The following is a 26,118-nucleotide window of genomic DNA, read 5'->3' on the forward strand; positions in this document are numbered from 1 at the left end:
AGCCCAAAGAGGAAATGATGCGGGTCCTGGCCCACGTGGCCCCGCGCCTGCCCGCCAACGCGCCGCGCTACCTGATGGGGGTGGGCACGCCCGAGGATCTGGTCGAGGGCGTGAGCCGGGGCGTGGACATGTTCGACTGCGTCATGCCCACCCGCAATGCCCGCAACGGCTGGCTGTTCACCCGCTACGGCGACATCAAGATACGCAATGCGCGCTACCGCGACGACACCCGCCCGCTGGATCCCTCCTGCTCGTGCCATACCTGCCTGAACTTCTCGCGCGCCTACCTGCATCACCTGCAACGCGCCAACGAAATCACGGGATCCCGGCTGAATACCTTGCATAATCTGCATTTTTACCTGACGATCATGGGCGAAATGCGCGAGGCCATCGCCGCGGGCTCGTTCGAGCAGTGGCGGGCCCGTTTCCACGCGGACCGGGCCCGCGGCATCGAATAGGCAAGATATCGCTACAATAGACGATTCATTCAAAAAAATACCAGGAGTTGTGAATGTCCCTGATCAATACCCTTGAGCTCGTTACGGCCCAAGCCGCAGCCGCTGGAGAAGGCAATGCTTTGATGGGCATGCTGCCCATCATCCTGATGTTCGTCATCTTGTACTTCCTGATGATCCGCCCTCAGATGAAGCGCCAGAAAGACCACAAGAACATGGTTGCCGCGCTGTCCAAGGGCGACGAAATCATTACGTCCGGCGGCATGCTGGGCAAGGTCACCAAAGTCAGCGACAACTACATCACCGCCGAAGTCAGCACGCTGGCCGACAAGCCCGTCGAAGTCATCCTGCAGCGCACAGCCGTCACGTCGGTTTTGCCCAAGGGCACGATCAAGGCGCTGTAATCCAGCCGCAATACGCACCCCAGCCTTGCCTGGGGTTGTTTTTGCCTTCACCGTTGACCGATAATGAACCGTTACCCTCTCTGGAAATACATCACCGTACTCGTAGCCGTGATCATCGGCCTGATGTATACGCTGCCCAATTTTTTTGGTGAATCCCCGGCTGTGCAGATCGCCGGCGCAAAAACCGCCGTCAAGGTCGACAACCAGACCCTGGCCAGGGTGGAAACCATACTGCGCGATGCCAAAATCGAAACAACGGGCGCCTATTTCGAGATGAACGGCCCGGTCGGCACGGTGCGGGTGCGTTTCGCCACGCCCGACACCCAGCTCAAGGCCAAGGATGTCATCGAAAAAGCCCTCAACCCCGATCCTTCCGATCCCAGCTACACGGTCGCGCTGAACCTGCTGTCCGCCTCCCCCGACTGGCTGTCCGCGCTTGGGGCCAACCCCATGTACCTGGGCCTGGACCTGCGCGGCGGCGTGCACTTCCTGCTGCAGGTCGACATGCACGGCGCCCTCACCACGCGCTACGATTCTCTGGCCAATGACGTGCGCTCGACCTTGCGGGAAGCCAAGGTGCCGGTTTCGGGGGTGGAGCGCAGCGACCTGTCCGTCGTTGCCAACTTCGACAGCGCCGACGCGCGCGACAACGCTGCGTCCGAACTGCGCCGCAGCATGCCCGACATGGTGTTCACGCCCGGCAGCAGCGGCAAGACCTTCAGCCTGAAGGGCACGTTGACCGAATCGGCCATCACCCAGGTTCAGGGCAACGCCATCAAGCAGAACATCACCACGCTGCACAACCGGATCAACGAGCTGGGCGTGGCCGACCCCATCATTCAGCAGCAAGGCGGCGACCGCATCGTGGTTCAGCTGCCCGGCGTGCAGGACATCGCCAAGGCCAAGGAAATCCTCGGCCGCACGGCCACGCTTGAAATCCGCATGGTCGACGATTCGCCCACGGCCAGGGCCGCTCTGGCGGCGGGCACGGTGCCGTTCGGCCTGGAACGCTACAACGACGCCGAGGGCCGGCCCCTGCTGCTGCGCCGCCAGGTCATCCTTACCGGTGAAAACCTGCAGGACGCCCAGCCGGGACGCGACCAGCAAACCCAGCAGCCGTCGGTCAACCTGACTCTCGACGCCAAGGGCGCCCGCATTTTCCGCGACGTGACGCGCGACAACATCAACAAGCGCATGGCCATCCTGCTGTTCGAGAACGGCAAGGGCCAGGTCGTCACGGCGCCGGTCATCCGCAGCGAAATCGCCGGCGGCCACGTGCAGATCTCGGGCAACATGAGCGCCCAGGAAGCGGCCGACGTCGCCCTGCTGCTGCGTGCCGGTTCGCTGGCCGCGCCCATGAACATCATCGAAGAGCGCACCATCGGCCCAAGCCTGGGCGCCGAGAACATCAACAAGGGTTTCGACTCCACGCTGTACGGCTTCCTGGCCATTGCGGTGTTCATCATTCTTTACTACCGCCTCTTCGGCGTGTTCTCGACGCTGGGCCTGGCCTTCAACCTGCTGTTGCTGCTGGCGGTATTGTCCATGCTGCAAGCCACGCTGACGCTGCCGGGCATAGCGGCCATTGCGCTTACCCTGGGTATGGCCATCGACTCCAACGTGCTCATCAACGAACGCATCCGAGAAGAGCTACGGGCGGGGCTGTCGCCGCAACAGGCCATACATCTGGGCTTCGACCGGGCATGGGGCACGATTCTGGACTCCAACCTCACCACTCTCATCGTCGGTCTGTCGCTGCTGGCCTTCGGCACCGGCCCGATCCGCGGGTTCGCGGTGGTTCACTGCATCGGGATTCTTACGTCGATGTTCTCGTCGGTGGTCGGTGTGCGTGCACTGGTCAATCTGTGGTACGGCAGCCGGCGCAAGCTCAAAACCCTTTCCATCGGCCAGATCTGGAAACCGAACCAAGACTAAGCGTAGCCGTGGCGCCCGACGGCGCCGCGGCTCTTACACAGCAGGCAAGAGCGAAACATGGAATTTTTTCGAATCCACCGCACCATCCCCTTCATGCGCCATGCGCTGGTGCTCAACCTGATCAGCCTGATCACCTTTCTTCTGGCTGTCTTCTTCATTGCGACGCGCGGCTTCCATCTGTCGATCGAATTCACGGGCGGCACGCTCATGGAGGTGCACTATTCGCAGCCGGCGCAGGTCGACGAGATCCGCTCGGCGGTAACGTCGCTGGGCTACACGGACTTCCAGGTACAGAACTTCGGCACGTCGCAGGACGTGCTCATCCGCCTGCCGGTGCATACGGGGGAAACTTCGGCGGCGCAAAGCGATACGGTGCTCAAGGCGCTCAAGTCCAAATCCGCCGACGTGGAATTGCGCCGGGTGGAGTTCGTGGGGCCGCAGGTGGGGCAGGAACTGGTGAGCAACGGGCTGATGGCGCTGCTGTGCGTGGTGGTGGGCATCATGATCTACCTGGGCATACGGTTCGAATGGAAGTTCGCGGTGTCAGGGGTCATTGCCAACCTTCACGACGTGGTGATCATCCTGGGCTTCTTTGCGTTTTTCCAATGGGAGTTTTCGCTGGCGGTGCTGGCGGGGGTGCTGGCGGTGCTGGGCTATTCGGTGAACGAGTCGGTGGTCATCATGGACCGGATCCGCGAGAACTTCCGCAAGCAGCGCAAGAGCTCGGTGCGCGAGGTAATCAACAGCGCCATCACGCAAACGATTTCGCGTACGATCATCACACACGGTTCGACGCAGATGATGGTGCTGTCGATGTTCTTCTTCGGGGGGCCGACGTTGCATTACTTTGCGCTAGCGCTGACGATCGGTATCTGGTTCGGTATTTATTCGTCGGTATTCGTTGCGGCGGCGCTGGCGATGTGGCTAGGCGTGAAGCGCGAGGACATGCTGAAGGCAGTCAAGAAGGAAGACGACCCGGCGTCGGAACTGCTGGGCTGATTTTTTCTTGTTTGAGTTTGAAAGCCGAGATCTTGCTGGTCTCGGCTTTTTTGTTTTGGAGGTTCCGTCTCATTCGCGTCGGGCTGATTTAGGTCTGTATTCGAAGGGGGCTCTTAAAACGTGGGGCCGGGGCCAGAGGATAGCCCTCCTCGGTCACCGCCGAGTTGATGTGAACTGTGTTCAAAAAGGTCTATTAAGACGTGGCGCCGGGGCCAAGGCGGGGTTTTCCTCCTCGTGACTGGTTCGGCGCCTGCGCGCCGAACACCGCATCGCCTCGCTCGTCCGCCCCTTCGGGCTCCCTTCGCTTCCGGCTCGCTCAGCCCCGCAAGTCGGAAAACCCCGCCTTGACCCCGACACCACTGTGTTTGCTTGGCTTGAAAGTTTGCTGCGCAGTGAGGGCTGGTGTTTTGATGATGTGTTGTGTTTCGTGAATACGGCCGCGTTGACGGTTTTCGGCTGGCCGAAGAAGGCATCGCTGCGCCTGGCTCCGTCAGGCCCCTGCGGGCCTGACGGAGCCTTTGGCTTGCTTGAGATGAATATAGGGGCAGGGTAGCCGTACTAATGGGTGGTAAGTTACAGTTGAGATCACAACTACCGACTTCGGTCAAGAGTGAAAACATTAGGTGCGAGATTGGACACGGAAAAAAACTGTACATTTAGGCATGATCACTTGCTATCTTGATTCTCAAGACTACTCGGCACTCACGGATCCAAAGCTAGACGCTCCTGATCGCCGTCAAATCAAGGCTACGTTGCTCCACTTGGCACACACGAAACAAGTGCGTTTTGCGTTTTCAGCCGCAGCGGTGTGTGAGTCGGTTTCTCTGACCGCAGAGGCTACACACCTAGCCGAACTGAAAGCCGAGTTGCTTAGTGAGCTGTGTGGTCCGAACGCACTGGTTTCGTTTGATCGACTGGTAGAAGCCGAAGTAAACGCACTGGCTTGCAGATCTGGCCCGCCAACAGACATGTTCGATCCGAATGGTAGGTGGTTCCCAGAGATTTTGCTTGATGATGATCCGCAGCAATATTGGGAGAGAATTCGTCAAATAGCAGAGGAAGAGATGAGGGGCATGGGGCTTTCGCGTCAGCAACGCCGAGCCCAGTCACGAGCACTTGTCAAAAATGGCAAGCCGCGCTCGGCGCTACGTGTACATTTGACTCAGCAAGAGCCAGGTTCCCTATTGGCAGAATTGCTAAAAAAATATCCTATGCGCCCCGAATACGCGGAAGTAATGGAAAGGTATGCGCTGGGTCGAGCATCAGAGAAGGACTTTTCCGAGGCTTTAATGAACAGTCTCACGGATCCACGTTGGATGATGAAGTGGTTCACAACGCAACATTCGATATCAAGCCCAATTGCAAATATGGTTCGTAAACCAGGACGAGAACTCGGTCAAGCAATGCGATCGTTGGCGGAGGTTTCTAGGCAGTGGGTTACGGCTCTACGAAATGCCGACCTTGACGCAAACCCAACTGGCAAACATGGCTTGATTACGTCGCGTTGGGATAAGTTGGTAGGGCAACAACTTATTGCGATAATACGACGAATGGCTAGTATGACAGGTATTAAACTGGATGAGTTCGAAGTGGGAGATGTCGGCACATACTGCCCTGGGGTATCCACAGGCGTTAGGTCTATGTACTCATCTCTCTGGGAGAATGTAGGTGGAGGGCGAAAAGAAGAACCCAGCGATAGTCAGCCAGTAGACGCGATGCACGCATTCTACGCGCCGTATGTCACAGTTTTTAGGGCCGATCGATTTATGGCGCCGCATATCCAGCGGCAGGTACGAAACGTTGGGACAATTGTAGTTCCGCGGCTTTCGCAACTAGTGGGTACGCTTGAGAAGCAACTTTTTTAATTGGCTGTCCAAAATGGGTCGGATTTGGCCATCTGTCTTTAGCTACAATCGGCCACAAGCCGTCACTGATCACCCAATCTGGATAACGGCCATCCGGGCGAGGCGGTATGCTCTCTGCCTATGTGCCAGACGGGTCGCATCAGCCCACTAATCTGTCGGCTGCTGCTATTTCTGTCTTGTTATCTTGTCTGACGCGTGGTTCCCGCATCTAAACAGTGGCTTGCAGGACAAGTTATCTGACATTCCAATGTTATGCGGCAGAACTGTCGCCCTAAAACAAAGTTGTGCCTCGTAGAATGCCATCCAATCCACTCAACGTTCATATCGATCTAGCTGCGCTGGCAGGCAACTTCTTTCGTCGCCTCCAGCATCAACTTGACGTAACCAAGGTTCTCCAGGTCGGCTGCGAAATCGTAACCGCAGAGCAAGTGGCGGAGCAAAAAGAGTTTGGAGCGTTTGTGCCGGCCGCTGGGGCGCAGCTCAAGCATGAAGATGCCAGGGCCGAGGCCCAGGATTGGCTCCTACGCGGATTCCTTAGAGACGCAATTGAGGCAACAGGCCTCTTTCTGGATGAGTGCCTCCAAGTCTGCGAAGTCTTCCCACTAGCGGCTAAGGGAACGGCGAAGGCTGCCGACGCTCACCGGGTCTTCAACGATCTTCCGCGAACGAATCACAAACTTCACTTTCCGCAAAAACTTGAGAAGCTTGAGCGACAGTTCGGGGTGACCACCCGCTTCAATGCGAACGTCCTGAGTCTTAACAAGGCTCGCACATGTGTTGTGCACCGGCTTGGGTTGGTATCGCCACTTGATGTTGACGATACCGGAACTCTGAAGGTTACCTTCCAGCACGCGAAGTTCGTTGCACGAGGCCAAGAGACTGGCCAAGAACTTGTCATCGATCGACCAGGCATCGTGACTACGGAAGACTCAATGCTGGAACTACATTTCGTCGATAGCGAGCGTCAATTTCAGGTTGGCGATCGAGTCCGTCTACAGGCGCACGAGTTGTACGACACGATCATCACCTTATGGCGATTCGGCCTCACGGCAGCACAGGCACTGGAAGCCTATGGCAGGTCACTCGGAATACAATTCCAGCAACCAGCGAGCGAGGCCTAACACTTTGCTCAACCGCACCCGCGACGGCACGCCGCTTTCGGGCATCATTTCATTCTGGCCCTGTGGAGTCCTGCCGTCGCGGGCCGGTTAGCTCAAACGTTATGCATAGAGGTGACTCAGTGAGGTGCACGCTCGAATCCGTCAAGAGAACGCTCCGCGACCGTCATACCATCGGCACGCTCGTAGACGAAGGCGATCTCGCGAAAAGATTGAACGGGATTTCCGTGCCCACTTGGTGTCGCGCCAGGGCGAAAGCGAACCTATAGACGACTTGGATCTCTCGCGATCCTTACTGTCGCAAGCCGCACCGTTACCGAAGTCTGTGACAGAGAAAAAGGTTCGGCTCACGATTAGGGTTTCGGGCTCACCGTATGCCGCGTCGCATGCGGTATGCACGGCGTTCAACTTCGAATTCGGTGAGACTCTTGGCGTCCCAATCAAGATTGAGCAATCTGCGGGATTTGCGTCGGCTGACCTCGCAGACCTCTTCATTCACTCGAAAATCGCACTAGAGATGCTACCGCTCACGAAAGGTGACTGACTTGATGCCTGTGTCTGTCTTCACTTTTCCGACTCCGAGCTAGAGCATCTAAAAGCACGCTTTCGGCCGAGAACTGATTACTCCAACTCCATGCTGATAACATCCGCAATGGTACGCGCCGCCTTGGGGGAACCGATTCACTATCCGACCGACTCAGTAGTCACTGCGGAGCTGTCAAAGCTGGTGCGCCTTCAGAAAGGAACGGGGATGATGCATAACAGGTCGTTCGATGCGGACACGAGGCACCCTGCCGGCGAGTGCAGGTCAACTCCAACGTTGAACGACAGCTTTCGCTAAAGCTCAACGGCGGCAACGGGTCGAAATGCCGCCTTTCATAACTGATTATTTTCTACCAGAAGAACTAACTGGGTAACGTCAAAATTTGGCTTTATAACGAAATCGAATCGACTTGTAAGCTGTGAGTACTCATGGATTAGCATAGCCCTCGCTCGCTTGCTAAAAAATCGGCTAGTGCGGAACTATATTGCTCCACTACAATTTTTTTAATAGTGTTATTTATGTTCAACAAATCAACTTTAGCATTGCTCTTCAAGCACTTTGACAAGACAGTCTGCCTAAAGTGGTCCACGATCGGTGTTTTTGTGGGTATCCTTGGCTGGATATGGGGCCAGTCAAAGATTCCTACAACGATACTCAAGTTCGCATCCGGCTTTGGGTGGATGCTTATTGCTCCGATGCTTGTAGCAAGCATTCTTTTCTTAGTAGCATACTTTTCAAAAGGACGAAAGAGCCATCTTGCCTATGGGGACTTTCAAAACGCAGTTGCCTGGGCCCATCCGAAACTATTACGAGCGATATCAGTTTTTCTTGGTCTCATGTTGAGTGCGGCGGTTTGCTGGGCCGTGACGGATAGTATCTACGCGTTAAAGACAGTGCTTCTAAGTGCTTTACTTAATGGCGTATTGCTCTGGATCTGGGCAGCGCTATTGGTAACCGCTGATGAGCTATCAAAGCGTTTTGCTTTAGCCAACTTATAATTTGATGCTATCGTTGCCTAACATAGCAGTTGAGTGAATTTACGCAAAATTCCCCACTTCTATATTTGAGTGGCGATGCGTACTCATTGCTACTGACAGCTTCGGGCTGCGGATAGCGGCCACTCATAGTGAATTAAATCCAGACTAGTTACTGTTGATCCAGTCCTGTGTATCTCGGACGAACCAGGGAAGATTCAACCTCTCCCCCTCACCCGCCCGTATGGTCAAGCGCTGGCCCGAGGGCCCAGAAGTGTTATTCGTATTCTGTGCCGTGGAAGATGGTCGAGATCGGTAGGCCAGATCGGTTTGCTGAGGTGGGTTATTTGCGCAAGCGGAAATCGACGCGCATGCGACGGCGGCAAGGACTGGCCGTAGTAATAAGTATAGGGTCTTCATGATGTTCTGGTTCCCGCGGGCGGCACGGGCCTGGGTGCCGGGCAATCAAGGCCTCTTTTCATAGCTTACTCGCAATACGCAGCCGCCGTCAGCGCTTCGCGTTCTTCAGCACTCATCTCCACAACCACCGGACTCGGTCATTACCGATGCGAAGCAATTGCAGCCCCCCCGCTGATTGACAAGAAGCATGCCCGTACCGGAGCGGCGGATAAATGCCTGCATCGACGTTCTGGCAATTATCGATTACATGCCGGACAATAAGCTCTGATGCCGCGCCGTCGTGGCCCCCCCCCACGCAATACTCCTCAACCTCTCTACCGCAAGGCCACACCATGACTACAGGAACTGTTACCCTCCACCGCGTCTTGAACGCGCCGCCCGAGCGGGTTTATCGGGCTTTTCTGGAAGCCGATGCGCTGGCGAAGTGGCTGCCGCCCTACGGGTTCACCTGCGTGGTTCATCAGATGGATGCGCGGGTTGGCGGGACGCACCGAATGTCGTTCCGCAATTTCGGCACGGGCAATGGCCACTCGTTCGGCGGGGAGTATCTGGAATTGGTGCCGTTCGAGAAAATCCGCTATACGGATCGGTTCGACGATCCGCATCTGCTTGGGGAGATGCAGGTCACGGTTTCGCTGCGGGAGCTGTTGTGCGGAACGGAACTCAGCATTATTCAAGAAGGTATCCCCGAGACTATTCCTGTGGAGATGTGTTATCTGGGCTGGCAGGAATCGCTGGCTCAACTGGCAAAGCTCGTGGAGCCGACTATTCCGGATTGATCAGCGCCGTGATCGGGGTGGCGGGAAGGCGGAACTGACAGGCGAAGGCAGACCAGGCGTCTACGCGCTAACATGGCGCCAAAGTCATTAAAAGAAGCCTCATGAACGACAAATCCAATACTCCCGCCCCCGCAACCGCGGTTGATTCCGACGCTTCGACCGCCGAAAAACCCGTTGCCCATCGGGGCTGGATTCTGGCGGCGCTGATGCTGACCATGACTCTGGCCGCCATGGACATTACCATCGTGGCCACGGCCGTTCCGCAGATCGTGGGCGATCTGGGCGGCTTCAATCTGTTCAGCTGGCTGTTCTCCATTTATCTGCTGGCACAGACGGTCACCATTCCCATCTACGGCAAGCTGGCCGACATGTATGGGCGCAAGCCGGTGCTGATAGGCGGCACCATTCTTTTTCTGGCGGGCTCGGCGCTGTGCGGCTTGGCCTGGGGCATGGTTCCGCTGATCGTGTTCCGCTGCCTGCAGGGCCTGGGCGCGGGGTCCATCATGGCCACGGTCAATACGCTGGCGGGCGATCTGTATTCGCTGGAGGAACGGGCCCGCATCCAGGGCTGGCTTTCCAGCGTGTGGGGCATCGCGGCCATTGCGGGGCCGACGCTGGGCGGGGCGTTTGCGGAATACGCGACCTGGCACTGGGTCTTTCTGATCAATCTGCCCATCGGGCTGGTGGCCTTGTTCCTTATCGCGCGTTATCTGCACGAGCATGCGCCGGCGCGGCGCCATGCGGTCGATTACGCGGGAGCCATTCTGATGATGCTGTCGGGAGCGACGGTGGTGTTCGGCATGCTCCAGGGCGGCAATGCCTGGGCCTGGTTTTCGCCGCCCAGCCTTATCACCTTCGGACTGGCGGTGGTTCTAATTGCCGCGACCATTGTGCGTGAACGGCGGGCGCCGGAACCGATCATGCCCGGTTGGATTTGGCGCCGCCGCGTGCTGCTGGGCTCGAACCTGGGCGCGGCGGGCATGGGCCTGGTGATGATGGCGCCCAGCACCTACCTGCCGGTGTTTGCGCAGTCGGTCCTCAAGCTTGGGGCGATTTGGGCCGGCCTGGTGCTGGCCAGCATGAGCATAGGCTGGGTTCTGGCTTCGTCATGGTCGGGCAAGCTCTATCTGCGCATCGGCTTTCGCGATACGGCTCTCATAGGGGCCGTCCTGATGATGGCGGGAGTCCTGGGCTTCGTCGTGCTGCCCCCCTCTCCGTCAGCCTGGCTCGTCGTCGCGGTTCAGGTGCTGCTGGGCGCGGGTTTCGGGCTGGTGTCCACACCGTTGCTGGTGGGCGTGCAGTCCATCGTGCCCTGGAACCAGCGCGGCGTGGTCACCAGTGCGAACATGTGGTCGCGCTATCTGGGGCAAAGCCTGGGCGCGGCAATCGTGGGGGCTATCTTCAACGCCACGATGCAGTCCAGCATCGAGAACGCGCCGGCGGAACTGGCCGGAACCCTGCCTCCCGTGGACAACGTCGTCGGGGCATTGCAGTCCAACACTCTGGGAACCACGGGCCACGAATACCTGCTGTCGGCCTTCGACACTGCCACGCACCACGTGTATAACGGCATGGCTCTTGCCGCAGCCGCAACCGTGCTGCTGATCTTGTTCGTGACACCGCGCCATCCTGGCGTGGACGCGGGCGCATCGGCGACAGCACCCAACCGTTGAATGAATGGACGACCAGGGTTTCGCCGCTAATCACGACCGCGAGGCCGGGAGCGTCTGTGCCGGTAAGCGAAGTTGGAGCAAGCGACCTGAGCGCACCGGTGCAGACGCTCCCCGGCCGCTCAAAAACTCAAAAACAACCGCCGCAATAACAAGGATCCAGGGCGGATACGCCTCAAAGGCTGGCCCAATCGTCATGACAGGCTTCTCATCCGTGCCTGCATGGCTTCGGCCAATGCAAACGCTTGAATCGAAAATGCCCTAGCTGGCGTAGGCGGCGGCCACGTCGCTCTTGAGCTTGTCGAGCGCGGTCTTCGAGAAATAGCGCCCCTTAAGGATGACGCCAGAGATCTTGCCAAGGTTATCGACACCGTCGATCGGGTTGGCATCCAACAGGACGAGGTCGGCGTTCTTGCCCACCTCCACCGTACCCATGCTGGCTTGGCGCTTCAGGAATTCGGCGGGATTCAGCGTTGTCGTCTGCAGCACCTCGAGCGGTGACAGGCCCGCCGCGGCCAGTTCGTGGAACTCCTGCTGCAGGCTGAAGCCCGGAACGACCCAGGCGCCGCCGACGTCCGAACCAGCGAGCATTTTCACGCCGTTGCGCTTCATCAGCAGTGTGACGCGCTTTTGCAGCTCGTAGTAATCATGCAGGGTCTCAACCGCGGTGACCGGCATGGTCGAGAACTGATCGGCAGTCTGCTGCCAGAGTGCAAGCCTGGACTTTGCCACGTACACAAGATCCGGGGCCTGTGTATAGACGGGATCGTCGCCCCAGTCCTGAGTGCGCAGCCGAATGAGCGTCGGCGTCTGCCAGGTGTTGTTGCGCACGAAGGTCTGGCTCAGCGACTTGCACAATGCTTCGTCATAGGTGTCCAGGACGCGCTGGTAGAACGGCGCGTTCTGGGCGCCGTCGTAGGCCCTGGGGTTGAGGATGAAGTTGCTTAGGCTAAAAGGCGGCGGCGGAGGGGGAACCGGCTTGAAGCTTTGCACCAGGAAATCCGCGCGAATGCTCTGGGCCTGTGTGGAGCAGTCCATGATCAGCCCAATGCCCGCGCCAAGGTGGTCCACCGACGGGATGCCGCGGTTGCTCGCATCGAAAGCGCTTTCGGCCGGATCCAGGTGTTCCTCGACGCCATCGAAGATGACTTCGGGCGCGTCGATGCGGCCTGCCGCGCTGTCGGCGTTCACTTGCTTGCCACGCGCTATATTGGCGTCGGTCGTACTCTCCTCGCGAAACGCCGTGATTCCGTTGGCGATCAGCAGGGGGAAGAACGTAGGCTGCAAGTCGGCGGTCTCCACCACGTGCGCGTGCATGTCGACGAAGCCCGGCACGACGTACTTACCCAAAGCGTCCACCACTTGCGCGGTGCCGGCCGTGAGCACCGGATCGCTGGTGATCGTCTTAATCTTCCCGCCATCCACGACAATGGTTTTTCCGAGCATAAGGGAACCGTCGCGCGTATCGACGATCGTCGCGTTGCGGATCACGACGCCCTGTGTCACTTCGGCCCAATCGCCGCCGCCATCGTTACATGCCGCCAACAGCGATCCTACCGCGACGGCGCAAAGAACGCCGAGAAGCCGCTTTCTGATCTTGATGTTCACACATGCCCCGTCTTGGCTTATTTTCTTGATGCTCATCCTTGCCTCCTTTTGAATTTTTGATCCAGCATCCGTCTGTGCTCCGCCGGGCAGCAAGAGGCCCCCGAGATAGCCACCACGTCCATCTCGGGGGCCTCTTGCTGCAAGCCGAACTATAGGTGCTGCACCATTGCTTGAGGAGATGGCATTTCCGTCGGAATGATACGTTCATGGCATCAATTTGGCTGGATTTCAGGGTTTCCTGATATCAGCGACAAGTACCGGCTGATAGCCGGGCCGCACAGCCCACTTCACCACCCGAAGAATCCGGCGCACAACCCCATCCAGAGTGCAATCGCAAAACACCCCGCGTCATCCGCAAAATGCTCTTGAACCTAGGGAAATCCATAGCTTAAATCATATTAACTATTATAGTAATCTGATTTTAAATAAAAAAAATACTTTCATTTTTACAATATAGCAGCATGCCACTCATGAAAGAATCCGCATTCGATTCAGTTGCTTACCGCTTTCTCGCCGGACTTGGCGCGCGGGGTATTTCCACCGTCCTAGCCAATGCCGGGACCGATTTTGCTCCGCTGATCGAGGCTCGGGCCCTGGGCCGGCTCCGTGGCGCAACCATGCCGCGCTTCGTCAATGTTCCTCACGAACAAACGGCCGTATCCATTGCGCATGGAGCTCACTTGGTCGACGAGCTACCGCAGGTGGTCGGCGTCCACCATACGGTGGGCACGGCAAATACCGTTTCGGCGGTCATGACGGCCTCCCGCGAGCGCATCCCATTGATACTATTCGCCGGCCGAGCACCCTCGACCGAACACGGAAGCATCGGCTCACGCGATGTTGTCGTGCACTGGGGCACCGATACTTTCGACCAAGGGGGCATGCTGCGGGAGTACACAAAATGGGATCACGAGCTGCGTGAAGGCCAATGCGTCGAGGACATTCTCGACCGCGCCATCGACATCGCCATGACCGCCCCGCGCGGCCCCGTCTATCTCACGTTGCCGCGCGAGGTTCTCGCCGCCCAACCCGCCGCGGCCGCCCCGGCTGGCCGCCCCAGAACCGGGGCGACCGGCGCGCACCCGGCCAAAGCGGCCATAGATCAATTGGCTGATTGGCTGATAGCGGCGCAGCACCCATTGATCATCACGTCGTCGGCAGGCCGCGACGCCGCGGCGCCGGAAGCGCTGGCGGCCCTGGCTGAAGCCGCCGCGGTGCCGGTCATAGAACACTACCCAAGGGTGGTCAACCTGCCCGGCACGCATCCCTTCCACGCCGGTTTCAACCCGGCCAGCTTGATGGCCGACGCGGACCTGATCATCGTGCTCGACTGCGAAGTGCCCTGGCTGCCCCGCGAATCCAAGCCTCCCGCAAACGCAAAGATCGTGCACATCGGAACAGACCCTCTGTACAAGCGCATCCCGGTTCGCTCTTTCCCCGTCGATGCCGCTATCGTCAGCGAGACCGGCGCCGCGCTTACCGCATTGCAAGAGGCGCTGAAGCAGCGATGCGCATCCGACACGCCAGCCATGGCGCAGCGCCGCGAGCTGGCCCGGCAGCGCAAGCGCCTTCAATATTGCACCGTGCGAAACAAGCGCCAAGACGCGGCCGAAGGCACGGCCATCGATCTTCCATGGCTCAGTGTATGCCTACGTGACATTGTCGATAGCCATACCATTGTGCTCAATGAGTACGGCCTGGATCTGAGCCTGATGGAATTCGCGGATACCGGGTCGTTCTTCAGCGCTGGAATCTCGGGCGCTCTCGGTTGGACGATGGGCGCGGCGCTTGGCGTGCAAATGGCTGCGCCGCACAAGACCGCCATTGCGGTGGTCGGCGATGGGTCTTACATTTTCGGCAACCCCGTTTCCTGCCACTACCTCGCCCAGGCAGAGCACTTGCCCATTCTAACCATCGTCGTCAACAACGGAGGCTACGCCGCGGTGCGCCGCGCCGTCGAGGTCGTATATCCATCGGGCATCGCCCTGCAAGAACCAGCGATGCCATTGGCCAGCTTCCATCCTCAGCCCGATTACGAGGGCGTGGCGGCCGCATGCGGCGCCCACGCGGAACGAGTCGAATCACGCAGCCAGCTGCCCGAACGGCTGCGCGCGGCATTGCACATCGTACGCACTCAACGCAGGCAAGTCCTGCTCAACGTAATCTGCCAACCCTGAATCCACAAGGAGCCGCCATGTCCGCAATCGTACGTCACCACAAGAACACCCGCATGAGCCAGATCGTCATCCACAATGGAGTTGCCTATCTGTCGGGGCAGGTATGCCCGGACTTTCTGCAAAGCAGCCCTCCCATCGAGGAGCAGACTCGCAGCGTGCTCGCATGCATCGAAAAACTGCTGGCCGAGGCGGGGACCGTCAAGTCGAAGCTCTTGACGGCGCAGATATGGCTGGCCGACGTTTCCGAGTTCGACAGAATGAACGCCGTCTGGGAAGCCTGGATCGATCCCGAAAACCCACCCGCCCGCGCCACCTGCGGCGTCACACTGGGGCATCCCAATGTGCGTGTGGAAATCACTGTCAGCGCCGCGGTTTGAGCTGATCTTCCATCCCTCTTTCGACCTACTGGAGAAAGCACATGCATGCCATCAAATGGATCCTGCTGTTTGCAACGCTCATCGGCTTTGTTCCGGCCGCATCGACCCAGTCGCTTCCCACCATCAAAGTCGCCTTCAACGTGCCCGGCGACGAGGCCAAGCTGCTGATGCGCGCGCATCCCGAATACTTCCCCGCCATCGGCCGCGACTACCAAATCAACTGGATGCAGTTGCAAGGAACAGCCACGGTGTCGCAGGCATTGATTGCGGGCACAGCGGATTGCGGCGTCAACGCGCCGCTGACTCTCGCCCAGGCCATCACGGGCGCGGGGCTGAAACCAATACTCATCGGCGCGATCATCGGCGAATCGCCGCAATCCTTCACCAGCTATTGGGCGGTCAAGGAGGACTCCCCGATACGAACAGTAAAAGACCTGAAAGGCAAAACAGTGGCGGTGAACACCATCGGCTCGCAACTGGATGCATTTACACGCATATGGCTGAAGCAGAACGGCCTTGACCCCAAACACGATGTAAATATCGCCGAAGTCCCGTTTCCCCTGAGCGAAGCAGCTCTGCGCCAGGGAAGGGTGGACGCGATCGTCCTGGTGCAGCCTTTTGCCACAAGGGCGGAAAAAACCGGCGGACTGCGCAAGCTGGGCGCGTTGCGCGACGTACAGCCCAATCTGCTGAATCTGGTCGAAGCATGCCGCCAGGATTTCGTCGACGCCCATCCAAAGGTCGCGGCACAATATGCCCGGGACTTTGCCGCGGCTTCCAAGCGCTTCTCGCAGGATCACGCCGCCTCCATCGCTCTCCTGTCGGACATCCTGAAAATGCCCAAGCCCGCCCTGGAAAGCTTCATGTTCACGTCTCACGATTACCAGCGCTATCCCGACGGAGCCGTCGACGTCCAGGTCGTGCAGAAAAGCTTCGACCTCTTCTACGACAATGGATTGCTGGCGAAAAAACTCGACGCGAACGCGTATATCCGCCCCGGAATCTCGCTGGTCGCCCATCAGGACTCGAAATGACCAGCGCCCGCCTCCAAGCCTCCCAGGACGCGGTGCTTGAGCTGGACGGCATCGGCAAGCGCTTCGACAGCCCCGCATCCACGTTCGTTGCCCTGGACGGCATCGACATGCAGGTACAGCCAGGAGAATTCGTATCCATACTGGGCCCCAGCGGCTGCGGCAAGAGCACACTGCTGTACATGATAGGGGGGTTCATCCCTCCAAGCTCGGGTGCCATCCGCGCGGCGGGAGCGCCGGTTACCGGCCCCGGACGTGATCGCGGCATCGTATTCCAGGACGCGGCCTTGTTTCCATGGCTGACCGTCGCCGCCAATATCGGCTACGGCTTGCGTGAAGGCGGCATGAATCGCGGCGACGTAGCCCGAACCGTCGCCTCCATGCTGTCGCTCGTGCACCTGGACGGCTTCGCCGATTTCTACCCAGGCCAGCTATCCGGAGGAATGCGTCAACGCGTGGCGATCGCGCGCACATTAGCCTATGACCCAGCCATCCTGCTCATGGACGAACCGTTCGGCGCACTTGACGCATATACGCGCACAGTGCTGCAGGACGAGCTGCTCTCCATTCAGGACCACCAAAAAAAGACCGTCGTCTTTGTAACGCACAGCGTGGACGAAGCCGTCTATCTTTCGGATCGTGTGGTGGTGCTGAACCGTTCTCCAGGGCGGATCCACGATGAGGTTCGGATAAATCTGCCGCGCCCGCGAATCCGGCAGGAACTGCTCCGGTGCGATGCCTATCAAGAGCACGTGATATCGCTGGGCAAAACCATGATGCACATGCACTCCCATGAGTAGCTCCGCCAAGCGCCATCCGCGGAAAACACGGGCGCTGTACTATCTGGCCACCCTGGCCGCCCTGCTGCTCATTTGGCAATGCCTGGCCAACGCGGTTCAGGCCGACTATCTGCCGGGCCCGGTCAAGGTGCTGCCCCGGCTCGTAGAGCTCATGAGCGAGGCCACGCTATGGAGCGCGCTGGCATCGAGCTTGTTGCGCCTGGCCATCAGCTTCATCCTGGCGCTGGCCGGAGGTGTCGCGCTGGGCCTGGCCATCGGCCGGATTCCAGTGCTGCGCGCCTTGGTCGACCCCATCCTTTCGCTGAGCTACCCCATTCCCAAGGCTGCAATATTGCCCATCGTAATGCTCTGGTTCGGCGCTGGAGACGTCTCCCAGATCTTCGTCATCGCCACAACCGCAACGCTGCCCGTGATCTACCACACGGCGGACGGCGCAAGCCGCGTCAACGAACAACTGCTATGGGCTTCCGCCTCGATGGGCAGCAAGCCGTTGACGCGTCTTTGGCGCATAGTCCTGCCGGCCACGTTGCCGGAAATCGCCGCTGGCAGCCGCACGGCCATCGTCATGGGCTTGATCGTAATGGTAACGGCCGAGATGATCTCTCGCACGAACGGCATAGGCAGCCTGCTCTTCGTGCATTTCGATATGGGGCAAAACACAGACATGTACGCCCTGATCCTCCTGCTCGGCATAGTGGGGCTTGCCCTGGACAATCTACTCGACTGGCCGTTTCGCCGCCTGACGCAATGGACAACGAAACGATGAACGCGCCTACAACCTCCCCGCCGCGCTGGCTCAGCCTGGTTCCCATCCTCGGCCTGCTGATTGCCTGGGAAGCTTTTTGCCGGCTCGGGTCCATTTCGCCGGGCGTGCTTCCTCCCCCTTCGTCGGTGGCGATGCACGCCGCGGCGTTCTTTACAGATCCACATTCCCTGGTCCAACTCGGCATCACCATGCGGCGGCTGGCGGCTGGCCTGGTTCTGGCCGTGATCCTGGGAGTCATGCTCGGCATTTGCGCATCGCTGTTTCGCTGGACCACCGAGGTGCTCGAAATCCTGATCGGCATTTTGGCGCCGCTGCCCAAAATCGCCATTTATCCTGCCTTGCTGCTGACCCTGGGTTTTGGGGACGCTTCGAAAATCGCCCTGGTCTCGATAGACGCCATGTTTCCCATCACGATCGCCACCTTCCAGGCGGTACGGTTGATAGACAAAAAGCTGCTATGGTCGGCCGCCGCCATGGGAACCTCGCGAATCCATATTCTGCACAAGGTCGTGCTGCCGGCCTGCCTGCCATCCATCATTACCGGCGTACGCGTGGGCTCGGTTATCAGCTGCATCGTCGTGCTGCTGGCGGAAATGCTGGCATCCACCGACGGCCTCGGGCACATGCTGGTAACGGCCTCGCGCAGTTTTCGCACGGCGGACATGTTCGTCCCCATCGTCATCATGTCGCTCATCGGCTTTTCACTGGACAAGGCGCTCGGACGCGGCGCGCGCGCCGCCGCGCACCGCTGAAACAGCCCACAACTCATGGCACAATGCAGGCATGAAGACCGTCGAGCCGACTGAACCCCCCGTCAAAAAACGCCGAACGCGAAAAAAGGAACTTCCGTTTTCCGTACCCGCCTACCCTCGGCCAGACGAGCAACTGGTCGAGAAGATGAGCGCGCAAATCTTCAACGGACATTTCTTCGACGAATACCTCGCCGCGCTATTGGCTCGCGCGAGCGCGGCCGTCTCCGCCGAGTTCAACGAAGACGTGACCCGAACGGGACTGCCGATACTTCATTGGCGCGTATTGGCCACTCTGTACGACGCGAACGAAATGCCCATGTCGAAAATCGCCGAGCTGACGCTGATTCCCCTGCCCACACTGACCCGACTGGTTCGGCGCCTGGAATTGGCTGGCAACGTACGTCTCGATAAAGATCCTCAAGACCGGCGCACGACACGCGTTCACATCGAGCCAGCGGGCCGAGAAAAGGTTGGAGGCCTGGTCGCCATGGCCAAGGAACGCCAGCGTGTCCTGCTCGAAGGCGTCGAAAACGCCGAAGCCCTGAAAACATCATTGCGCCACTTGATCGCATTCTGCGCCGCCCGCCGCCGCAGGCATAAAGTCATTACCTAATCCATCAAGCCGGCGCCTTGCCGCCACGCCAATCCCCCGCAAACCCGCGTGCCGGCTACCGGCTCGCTCAGGCTCAAACACGCCCATATACCCAAAACGCATATGTAAATACCCTTATATTCGTTTTGTATTTAACCCATCATCTATAGAATAAATCCCCATATAACCCGCTACACAAGAGAACCCGTCAATGAGCCGCCTCGCTATACAAACCATCGAAACAGCCCCTGCCGAAGCCAAAGAACGCCTCGAAAACGTCAAGAAAAGCAACGGTTTCATCCCCAACCTCATTGGCGTGCTCGCCAATGCCCCCACCGCCCTGGAAACCTACCAGGTAGTCGGCGCCATCAACGGCCGCAACTCCCTTTCGGCCGCCGAGCGCGAAGTCGTCCAGATCACCGCCGCCGCCAATAACGGCTGCGGCTTCTGCGTGGCCGGCCACACCGCCATCGCCCGCAAAAAGCTGGCCATGCCCGAAGACATCATCGAAGCGCTGCGCGGCACCAAGGCGCTCAGCGACCCCAAGCTCAACCAACTGGCCCGTTTCACGCTGGCCGTCATGGAGTCCAAGGGCCAGGTCGCCGACGACGAGCTCAACGATTTCCTGGCCGCCGGCTACAACCAGCAGCAGGCCCTTGAGGTCGTCCTGGGCGTCAGCCTGGCCACGCTGTGCAATTACGCCAACAACCTGGCCAAAACGCCCATCAACCCCGAACTCCAGCCTTTCGCCTGACCTTTCCCGTCAGGCCGCCCTCAAACGAAACGCCCCTTCGGGGGCGGCGAGACGAGGGGATTTTTGTTACCGCATCACAAGGACCACAGCCGTGAGCCAAGCCGATTCCGCCACCCCATTCTTTCAGGCCATTGCCGAGCAGATCCGAACCGAACTGGCTCCGATCACCCAGGCCATTGACCAGAAAGGCCTGTACCCCGGCGATTTCATGCATCACCTGGGGGCTTTGGGCGGGTTCGGCGCTGCGCTGTCCGCCTCGGAAGGCGGCTCCGGCCTGAGCCTGGCGGAACAAATCGAAATCACGACGCAAGTCGGGCGCGAATGCGGCTCCACCGCCTTCCTGGTGTGGTGCCAGTCCAGTTGCGGCTGGTACCTGAAGCATTCGCCCAACACCCCGGTGCGCGAGCGCTATCTGGAACAGGTGGCACGAGGCGAGCTGCTGGCCGGCACGGGCATGTCCAATGCCGTCAAGCACTTGGCCGGCATCGAGAAAATCCATCTGCGCGCGCAGCGCGAAGACGGCGGCTACGTTGTCAATGGCTCGCTGCCCTGGGTTTCCAATGTCGGCGACGGCCATCTGGCCATCGTGGCGGCTTCGGTCGAGGACGGCGGCTACATCATGTTTGCCGTTCCCAGCACCTCGGAAGGCCTGGAAACCAGGGCGTGCCTGGAGTTCTCGGGCCTGGAGGGAACCCAGACCCTGAACCTGCGGTTCCGCAACGTCCATGTCCCGGACGAAGACGTCCTGGCGCATCCCGAACAGTTCGCCGCCTACGTCAAGCGCATCAAGCCCGGCTTCGTGCTCGGCCAAACAGGCATGGGCTTCGGCATTGTCGAAGGCTGCCTGGCCATCATGCGCGAAAGCAATGCCAGCACCGGCCACGTCAACATCTTCCTCGACGACCAGGAAGCCGATCTTGCCGCGCAATTGGCCGCCTTGAAGACGCAGGCGGCGGTTCTGGCCCGCCAGGCCCAGGCAGGCGGCACCCCCATCCTGCCCGTGCTGAAGCTGCGCGCCGCCGTCAGCGAACTGACGCTGAAGGCCGCCAACTCCGCCGTCCTGCATGCCGGCGCCAAAGGCTACCTCATGCTGCACCCGGCGCAGCGGCGCCTGCGCGAAGCGGTGTTCGTGGCCATCGTCACCCCGGCGCTGAAGCACCTGCGCAAGGAAATCCACGACATCGAACAGGCCGCCCACGAGCAGCACGACGCGGGCCTCCCGGCGCAAAGCACACGCTACTCATTGTTTGCCAACCAATAAATATCCATACAGGTAAGAATTTTCCATGACGACACCGACGCCCACGGGCGACAACATCGTCCTGGGCGCGCAAGGCATCGAATTACGCTATTCGCGCCCGAACCAGCCGCCCAACACCGTGTTGCGCGATTTCTCGCTGCAACTGGCCAAGGGCGAAATCGTCGCCCTGCTCGGCCCCAGCGGGGTCGGCAAGTCGTCCCTGCTGCGCGTACTGGCGGGCCTGCAAACCGCCAGCGAAGGCACAGTGCACGTGCATGGCGAACGCCTGCACGGCCCTCACCCCCGCCTGAGCTTCGTTTTCCAGGACGCCGCCCTGCTGCCGTGGCTGAACCTGCAGGAAAACGTTGGTTTCGGCCTGGACTTCAAGCACCAGCCCGTCATTTCCAAGGCCGAAAAGCAGGCCCGGATCAACGCGGCCATTGCCGACGTCGACCTGCTGGGTGCGCAAGAACGCTATCCCTCGGAATTGTCGGGCGGCATGGCGCAGCGCACCGCGCTGGCCCGCAGCCTAGCCCGCCAGCCTGAAATCCTGCTGCTGGACGAACCCTTCAGCGCCCTGGACGAGATCACCCGCGCGGACATGCAAACCCTGCTCCTGCGCATCACGTCCAAATACGACACCTCGGCCATCCTGGTTACGCACGACATCGACGAAGCGCTGACCGTGGCCGACCGCATCCTGCTGATCGGCCACGCCCCCGGGCGCCTGATCGGCGAATGGCGCGTCGAGGACGCTCATCCGCGCGACACCACCACTCCAGAAATCACCGGCATCCGCGTCCAGATCATGCAAGCCCTGCGCGACGCCCGGAATGCCGCGCATCATACCGAACAACCCGCACGCCAGCAGGCCCTGAATTCCTAGGAAGACCAACATGACCAAATCCGCAGACTCCTTCGGCTCCGTGAAAGCCCGCCGGCAATTCCTGAAGCTGTCCACCATGTTCACCGCCATGGGCGCCCTGCCGCTGCTGCAAATGCATAATGCGGCGCGTGCCGCCGAGCCCGACGCGCCGCTGCGCATCGGCTACCTGCCCATCACCGACGCCACGCCGCTGCTGGTGGCCCACCACAACAACCTGTTCCAGAACCAGGGCCTCAACGTCGACAAACCCCGCATGTTCCGCAGCTGGGCGCAACTGGTCGAGGCGTTTCTTTCGGGCCAGGTCAACGCCGTGCACCTGCTGTCCCCCATGACGGTCTGGGCCCGCTACGGCAGCCAGTCCAAGGCCAAGGTCGTCGCCTGGAACCACATGTCGGGCTCCGCGCTGACCGTGCTGCCGCACATCAACGACCTGCAGGACCTGGGCGGCACGACCGTCGCCATCCCGTTCTGGTATTCGCTGCACAACATCGTGCTGCAGCACCTGTTCCAGAGCAAGGGCATCGAAGCCATCAGCGACGGCACGCCCACGGCCAAGCAGGTCAAGCTGGTCGTCATGGCCCCCTCCGACATGGTGCCGGCGCTGGCCAACAAGCAAATCTCGGGCTACATCGTGGCCGAGCCGTTCAACGCCTCGGCCGAGGTTCTCAAGATCGGCAAGATCCTGCGCTTTACCGGCGACGTCTGGAAAGACCACGCCTGCTGTGTCGTGCTGATGCACGAACAAGATTTGGAACAGCGCCCCGAATGGAGCCAGAAGGTCGTGAACGGCATCGTCCAGGCCCAGGCCTGGATCCTGGATCACCGCAAGGAAACCGCCCACATCCTGTCCAAGGAAAACGCCCAGCACTACACGCCACACTCCTACGAGTCCCTGGCGCGGGTTCTGGAGCCCGAGCTCATGAACACCGCCCTGTACGAATCGACCGGCGCCATCGTGCACGATGGCTGGAAGGAAAAGCGCATCGACTTCCAGCCCTACCCCTTCCCCAGCTACACCGAAGAGCTCATCCGCAAGCTCAAGACCACGCTGGTGCTGGGCAAGAACGATTTCCTGGGCAAGCTCGATCCCGCTTTCGTCGCCGGCGACCTGGTGGACGACCGCTACGTCAAGAAGGCGATCCAGAGCGTGGGCGGCATGGCCAAGTTCGGCCTGCCCGAGTCTTACGAACGCAAGGAAACCATTAGCAGCACCTAACCCGGACGGCGGGCGCCGCCGCCCGCCGCCCAACGAAGCACTATCATGAACAGAAGTTTAAGAACCGCGAATTTGAGTTCCAGGCTGGCGCTGAGCGTCGCAGGCCTGGTCGCCCTGGTCGTGCTGTGGGGAATCGGAACGTACTGGCTCAAGGGCAGCATCGAAATGGCCCGCCTGCTGAGCCCCAGCCCCACCTTCCACAGCCTGTACCATCTGCTGGCCGACAACCAGCTCACCATGCACACCATGATGAGCATGAAGCGCGTCCTGGTCGGCCTGGGGCTGGCCCTGGTCATGGGCATCCCCATCGGGCTGGCCATCGGCTCGTCCCGCGCGCTGGAAAACAGCACCAGCAGCGCCTTCCAGTTCCTGCGCATGATTTCCCCGCTGTCGTGGATGCCCATTGCCGTCATGGTCTTCGGCATCGGCGACGCGCCCATCTACTTCCTGCTTACCTTCGCCGCCATCTGGCCCATCATCCTGAACACGGCGGCGGGCGTGCGCCAGCTCAATCCCAGGTGGCTGATGCTGGCGAAAAGCCTTAGCGCCACGCGCAGCGAAGTGCTGTTCAGAATCGTACTGCCAGGCATACTGGGGCATATTCTTACCGGTGTGCGCCTGGCCATCGGCATCATCTGGATCGTGCTGGTGCCCTGCGAAATGCTGGGAGTCAGCTCGGGCCTGGGCTATTTCATTCTGGACACCCGCGACCGCCTGGCCTATTCGGAGCTCATGGCCGTCATCGTCCTGATCGGGGCGCTGGGCTATTTGCTGGACGTCATCGCGCAAAAGCTGTACCAATACTGGACCCACACGCCCGGCTAGTATGCCGTTCGGCTAGTTCGCACATTTAAATCCGAACGCATGGGCTAGTCAGGCAAGGCGCAAACCGCAGGATAGCCCCGCAGCCATCACAAAGCCATGCCCAGGCGCTGGCAATCCCTGCACAAACTGTCCGGGCCCGGCGCAGGCGACGCCGCCCGCGATTTCCGGCCCGACACGGTACAATTGGCGGTTTAATCCACTGCCCCCGGGATATACACCCGTCACGGCTATCTACCATGCAAGAAATCTCGATCAAGCGCGCCTCGGACGCGCCCGCCGGTTCCGGCGCGCCATCCACGTCCATCCCCAGCGTCAAGCCCGCCGGCCCCGCACGCAAACTCTTCATCAAGACCTTCGGCTGCCAGATGAACGAGTACGACTCGGAAAAAATGGCCGACGTCCTGCACGACAACCAGGGCCTGGAGCTTACCCAGAATCCCGAGGAAGCCGACGTCATTCTGTTCAACACCTGTTCGGTGCGCGAGAAGGCGCAGGAGAAAGTGTTTTCCGACCTGGGCCGCGTGCAGCACCTCAAGCAGTCCAACCCCAACCTCGTCATCGGTGTGGGCGGCTGCGTGGCCAGCCAGGAAGGCGAGGCCATCGTCAAGCGCGCGCCCTACGTCGACGTGGTGTTCGGGCCGCAAACCCTGCACCGCCTGCCCGCACTTATCGCGCAGCGCCGGCAAACCGGCCGGCCGCAGGTCGACATCAGCTTTCCCGAAATCGAGAAATTCGACGCCCTGCCCCCCGCCCGCGTCGAAGGCCCCAGCGCCTTCGTCTCGATCATGGAAGGCTGCAGCAAGTATTGCAGCTTCTGCGTGGTGCCCTACACGCGCGGCGAGGAAATCTCCCGCCCCTTCGACGACGTGCTGGTCGAAGTCGCCGACCTGGCCGACCAGGGCGTCAAGGAAGTCACCCTGCTGGGGCAGAACGTCAATGCCTATCGCGGCCCCATGGCCGGCAGCGACGAGATCGCCGACTTCGCCATGCTGCTCGAATACGTGCATGAAATCCCCGGCATCGAACGCATCCGCTACACCACCTCGCACCCCAAGGAAATGACCACGCGGCTCATCGAAGCCCACGGCGCGCTGCCCAAGCTGGTTCCCTTCCTGCACCTGCCGGTGCAGGCCGGCAGCGACCGCGTGCTGGCGGCCATGAAGCGCGGCTACACCTCGCTGGAATACAAATCCATCATTCGGCGCCTGCGCGCCGCGCGGCCCGACATGACCTTGTCGTCGGACTTCATCGTGGGCTTCCCCGGCGAAACCGAAGCCGACTTCGAAAAGACCCTGGATCTCATCCGCAGCGTCGGCTTCGACCAGTCGTTCTCCTTCGTGTATTCGCGCCGGCCCGGCACCCCCGCCGCCGACCTCGCGGACGACGTCGGCAAAGAGCAGAAACTCGACCGCCTGTACCGCTTGCAGGCCCTGATCAACGAAAACGCCACCGCCATCAGCAACGCCATGGTGGGCGGCGTACAGCGCGTGCTGGCTGAAGGCCATTCACGCCGCGACGACAGCGAGCTGATGGGCCGGACAGAAAACAACCGCATCGTCAATTTCGCCGCGCCCGCGCGGCTGATCGGGCAAATGGTCGACGTGCGCATCCTGCAGGCCAACACCAATACGCTGAAAGGCGAAGTCGTCACCAACGCCACGGATCGCGCATGAGCCAGAATCCGCGCCGCAGACTCCCCGTCGTCGTCACGCTGGAAGGCGACAATACCCACCTGGCCAATCTGTGCGGACCGCTGGACGCCAACCTGCGCCAGATTGCCGATGGCTGGAACGTCACGCTGAACCGGCGCGGCAACCGCGTCACCATCGATGGCGAACAGGCGCAGGCCGCCGGCAAGGCGCTTGAGCTGTTCCATCGCCGCGCCGTGCACAAGCCGCTGACCATCGACGACATCCAGCTCGGCCTGGTCG

At 60.2% G+C, this 26,118-nt stretch carries 24 protein-coding genes and 1 pseudogene; 23 read left to right on the plus strand and 2 right to left on the minus strand.

Going from position 1 to position 26,118, the window contains the following annotated elements:
- From VNT00_RS07275 to VNT00_RS07305, 7 genes are all read left to right on the plus strand, one after another.
- Positions 1–458 (plus strand): tRNA guanosine(34) transglycosylase Tgt (locus VNT00_RS07275; protein WP_325585971.1); only part of this gene is annotated, 458 nt, incomplete at its 5' end.
- 53 nt (positions 459–511) lie between these two features.
- On the plus strand, positions 512–859 hold the full coding sequence (gene yajC, locus VNT00_RS07280) for a preprotein translocase subunit YajC (RefSeq protein WP_325585973.1): 348 nt from the start codon (positions 512–514) through the stop codon (positions 857–859).
- Between the two features lie 63 nt (positions 860–922).
- Positions 923–2,794 (plus strand): protein translocase subunit SecD, encoded by a 1,872-nt coding sequence (secD, locus tag VNT00_RS07285; protein ID WP_325585975.1) that lies wholly within the window; start codon positions 923–925, stop codon positions 2,792–2,794.
- Positions 2,795–2,851: 57 nt separating this feature from the next.
- Positions 2,852–3,793 carry a protein translocase subunit SecF gene (gene secF, locus VNT00_RS07290; RefSeq protein ID WP_325585976.1) on the plus strand — a complete coding sequence of 314 codons (942 nt, stop codon included), beginning with the start codon at positions 2,852–2,854 and terminating at the stop codon, positions 3,791–3,793.
- A 761-nt stretch (positions 3,794–4,554) separates the two neighbouring features.
- Complete coding sequence (locus VNT00_RS07295) at positions 4,555–5,658, plus strand: hypothetical protein (RefSeq protein WP_325585977.1); 1,104 nt, start codon at positions 4,555–4,557, stop codon at positions 5,656–5,658.
- Positions 5,659–5,954: 296 nt separating this feature from the next.
- Positions 5,955–6,779 (plus strand): hypothetical protein, encoded by an 825-nt coding sequence (locus VNT00_RS07300; RefSeq protein WP_325585979.1) that lies wholly within the window; start codon positions 5,955–5,957, stop codon positions 6,777–6,779.
- 1,059 nt (positions 6,780–7,838) lie between these two features.
- The gene (locus VNT00_RS07305) at positions 7,839–8,318 is read left to right on the plus strand and encodes a hypothetical protein (RefSeq protein ID WP_325585981.1); all 480 of its coding nucleotides are present in this window, start codon (positions 7,839–7,841) and stop codon (positions 8,316–8,318) included.
- 144 nt (positions 8,319–8,462) lie between these two features.
- Here the strand turns inward: VNT00_RS07305 and VNT00_RS07310 are convergent, their stop codons facing one another.
- Entirely contained in the window at positions 8,463–8,714 is a 252-nt protein-coding gene (locus VNT00_RS07310; RefSeq protein WP_325585983.1) for a hypothetical protein, read from the minus strand.
- 332 nt (positions 8,715–9,046) lie between these two features.
- On the opposite strand from VNT00_RS07310, the gene VNT00_RS07315 reads away from it, so the two are divergent.
- Together VNT00_RS07315 and VNT00_RS07320 are read left to right on the plus strand one after the other, a co-directional pair.
- Positions 9,047–9,493: an SRPBCC family protein gene (locus tag VNT00_RS07315; RefSeq protein ID WP_325585985.1), complete on the plus strand. Its 447-nt coding sequence runs from the start codon at positions 9,047–9,049 to the stop codon at positions 9,491–9,493.
- Positions 9,494–9,594: 101 nt separating this feature from the next.
- The gene (locus tag VNT00_RS07320) at positions 9,595–11,166 is read left to right on the plus strand and encodes an MDR family MFS transporter (RefSeq protein ID WP_325585987.1); all 1,572 of its coding nucleotides are present in this window, start codon (positions 9,595–9,597) and stop codon (positions 11,164–11,166) included.
- A gap of 258 nt (positions 11,167–11,424) precedes the next feature.
- On the opposite strand, the gene VNT00_RS07325 is transcribed toward VNT00_RS07320, so the two are convergent.
- Entirely contained in the window at positions 11,425–12,708 is a 1,284-nt protein-coding gene (locus VNT00_RS07325) for an amidohydrolase family protein (RefSeq protein WP_325585989.1), read from the minus strand.
- Between the two features lie 533 nt (positions 12,709–13,241).
- On the opposite strand from VNT00_RS07325, the gene VNT00_RS07330 reads away from it, so the two are divergent.
- From VNT00_RS07330 to VNT00_RS07395, 14 genes and pseudogenes are all read left to right on the plus strand, one after another.
- Positions 13,242–14,948 carry a thiamine pyrophosphate-requiring protein gene (locus VNT00_RS07330; RefSeq protein ID WP_325585991.1) on the plus strand — a complete coding sequence of 569 codons (1,707 nt, stop codon included), beginning with the start codon at positions 13,242–13,244 and terminating at the stop codon, positions 14,946–14,948.
- A 17-nt stretch (positions 14,949–14,965) separates the two neighbouring features.
- Positions 14,966–15,325: a RidA family protein gene (locus VNT00_RS07335; RefSeq protein ID WP_325585993.1), complete on the plus strand. Its 360-nt coding sequence runs from the start codon at positions 14,966–14,968 to the stop codon at positions 15,323–15,325.
- 41 nt (positions 15,326–15,366) lie between these two features.
- Positions 15,367–16,359: an ABC transporter substrate-binding protein gene (locus VNT00_RS07340; protein ID WP_325585995.1), complete on the plus strand. Its 993-nt coding sequence runs from the start codon at positions 15,367–15,369 to the stop codon at positions 16,357–16,359.
- Complete coding sequence (locus VNT00_RS07345) at positions 16,356–17,156, plus strand: ABC transporter ATP-binding protein (RefSeq protein WP_325585997.1); 801 nt, start codon at positions 16,356–16,358, stop codon at positions 17,154–17,156. The genes VNT00_RS07340 and VNT00_RS07345 overlap by 4 nt, the downstream gene beginning before the upstream one ends.
- On the plus strand, positions 17,149–17,922 hold the full coding sequence (locus VNT00_RS07350; RefSeq protein ID WP_325585999.1) for an ABC transporter permease: 774 nt from the start codon (positions 17,149–17,151) through the stop codon (positions 17,920–17,922). Before VNT00_RS07345 ends, VNT00_RS07350 begins: the two co-directional genes overlap by 8 nt.
- Positions 17,919–18,674 carry an ABC transporter permease gene (locus tag VNT00_RS07355; RefSeq protein ID WP_325586001.1) on the plus strand — a complete coding sequence of 252 codons (756 nt, stop codon included), beginning with the start codon at positions 17,919–17,921 and terminating at the stop codon, positions 18,672–18,674. The genes VNT00_RS07350 and VNT00_RS07355 overlap by 4 nt, the downstream gene beginning before the upstream one ends.
- 31 nt (positions 18,675–18,705) lie before the next feature.
- Positions 18,706–19,287, plus strand: a complete 582-nt coding sequence (locus VNT00_RS07360) for a MarR family winged helix-turn-helix transcriptional regulator (protein WP_325586003.1) — start codon at positions 18,706–18,708, stop codon at positions 19,285–19,287.
- A 190-nt stretch (positions 19,288–19,477) separates the two neighbouring features.
- Positions 19,478–20,020, plus strand: a complete 543-nt coding sequence (locus tag VNT00_RS07365) for a carboxymuconolactone decarboxylase family protein (protein WP_325586005.1) — start codon at positions 19,478–19,480, stop codon at positions 20,018–20,020.
- A gap of 91 nt (positions 20,021–20,111) precedes the next feature.
- Complete coding sequence (locus VNT00_RS07370; RefSeq protein WP_325586007.1) at positions 20,112–21,281, plus strand: acyl-CoA dehydrogenase family protein; 1,170 nt, start codon at positions 20,112–20,114, stop codon at positions 21,279–21,281.
- Between the two features lie 25 nt (positions 21,282–21,306).
- Complete coding sequence (locus tag VNT00_RS07375; RefSeq protein WP_325586009.1) at positions 21,307–22,146, plus strand: ABC transporter ATP-binding protein; 840 nt, start codon at positions 21,307–21,309, stop codon at positions 22,144–22,146.
- A 10-nt stretch (positions 22,147–22,156) separates the two neighbouring features.
- On the plus strand, positions 22,157–23,362 hold the full coding sequence (locus VNT00_RS07380; protein WP_325586011.1) for an ABC transporter substrate-binding protein: 1,206 nt from the start codon (positions 22,157–22,159) through the stop codon (positions 23,360–23,362).
- Positions 23,363–23,407: 45 nt separating this feature from the next.
- Complete coding sequence (locus tag VNT00_RS07385; protein ID WP_325586013.1) at positions 23,408–24,187, plus strand: ABC transporter permease; 780 nt, start codon at positions 23,408–23,410, stop codon at positions 24,185–24,187.
- Between the two features lie 236 nt (positions 24,188–24,423).
- On the plus strand, positions 24,424–25,860 hold the full coding sequence (gene miaB / locus VNT00_RS07390) for a tRNA (N6-isopentenyl adenosine(37)-C2)-methylthiotransferase MiaB (RefSeq protein WP_325586014.1): 1,437 nt from the start codon (positions 24,424–24,426) through the stop codon (positions 25,858–25,860).
- A pseudogene (locus VNT00_RS07395) lies at positions 25,857–26,118 on the plus strand (PhoH family protein); the annotation flags it as partial. The gene miaB and the pseudogene VNT00_RS07395, both read left to right, overlap by 4 nt.

Source organism: Eoetvoesiella sp. (genome assembly GCF_035555955.1).
Lineage (GTDB): Bacteria > Pseudomonadota > Gammaproteobacteria > Burkholderiales > Burkholderiaceae_B > Eoetvoesia.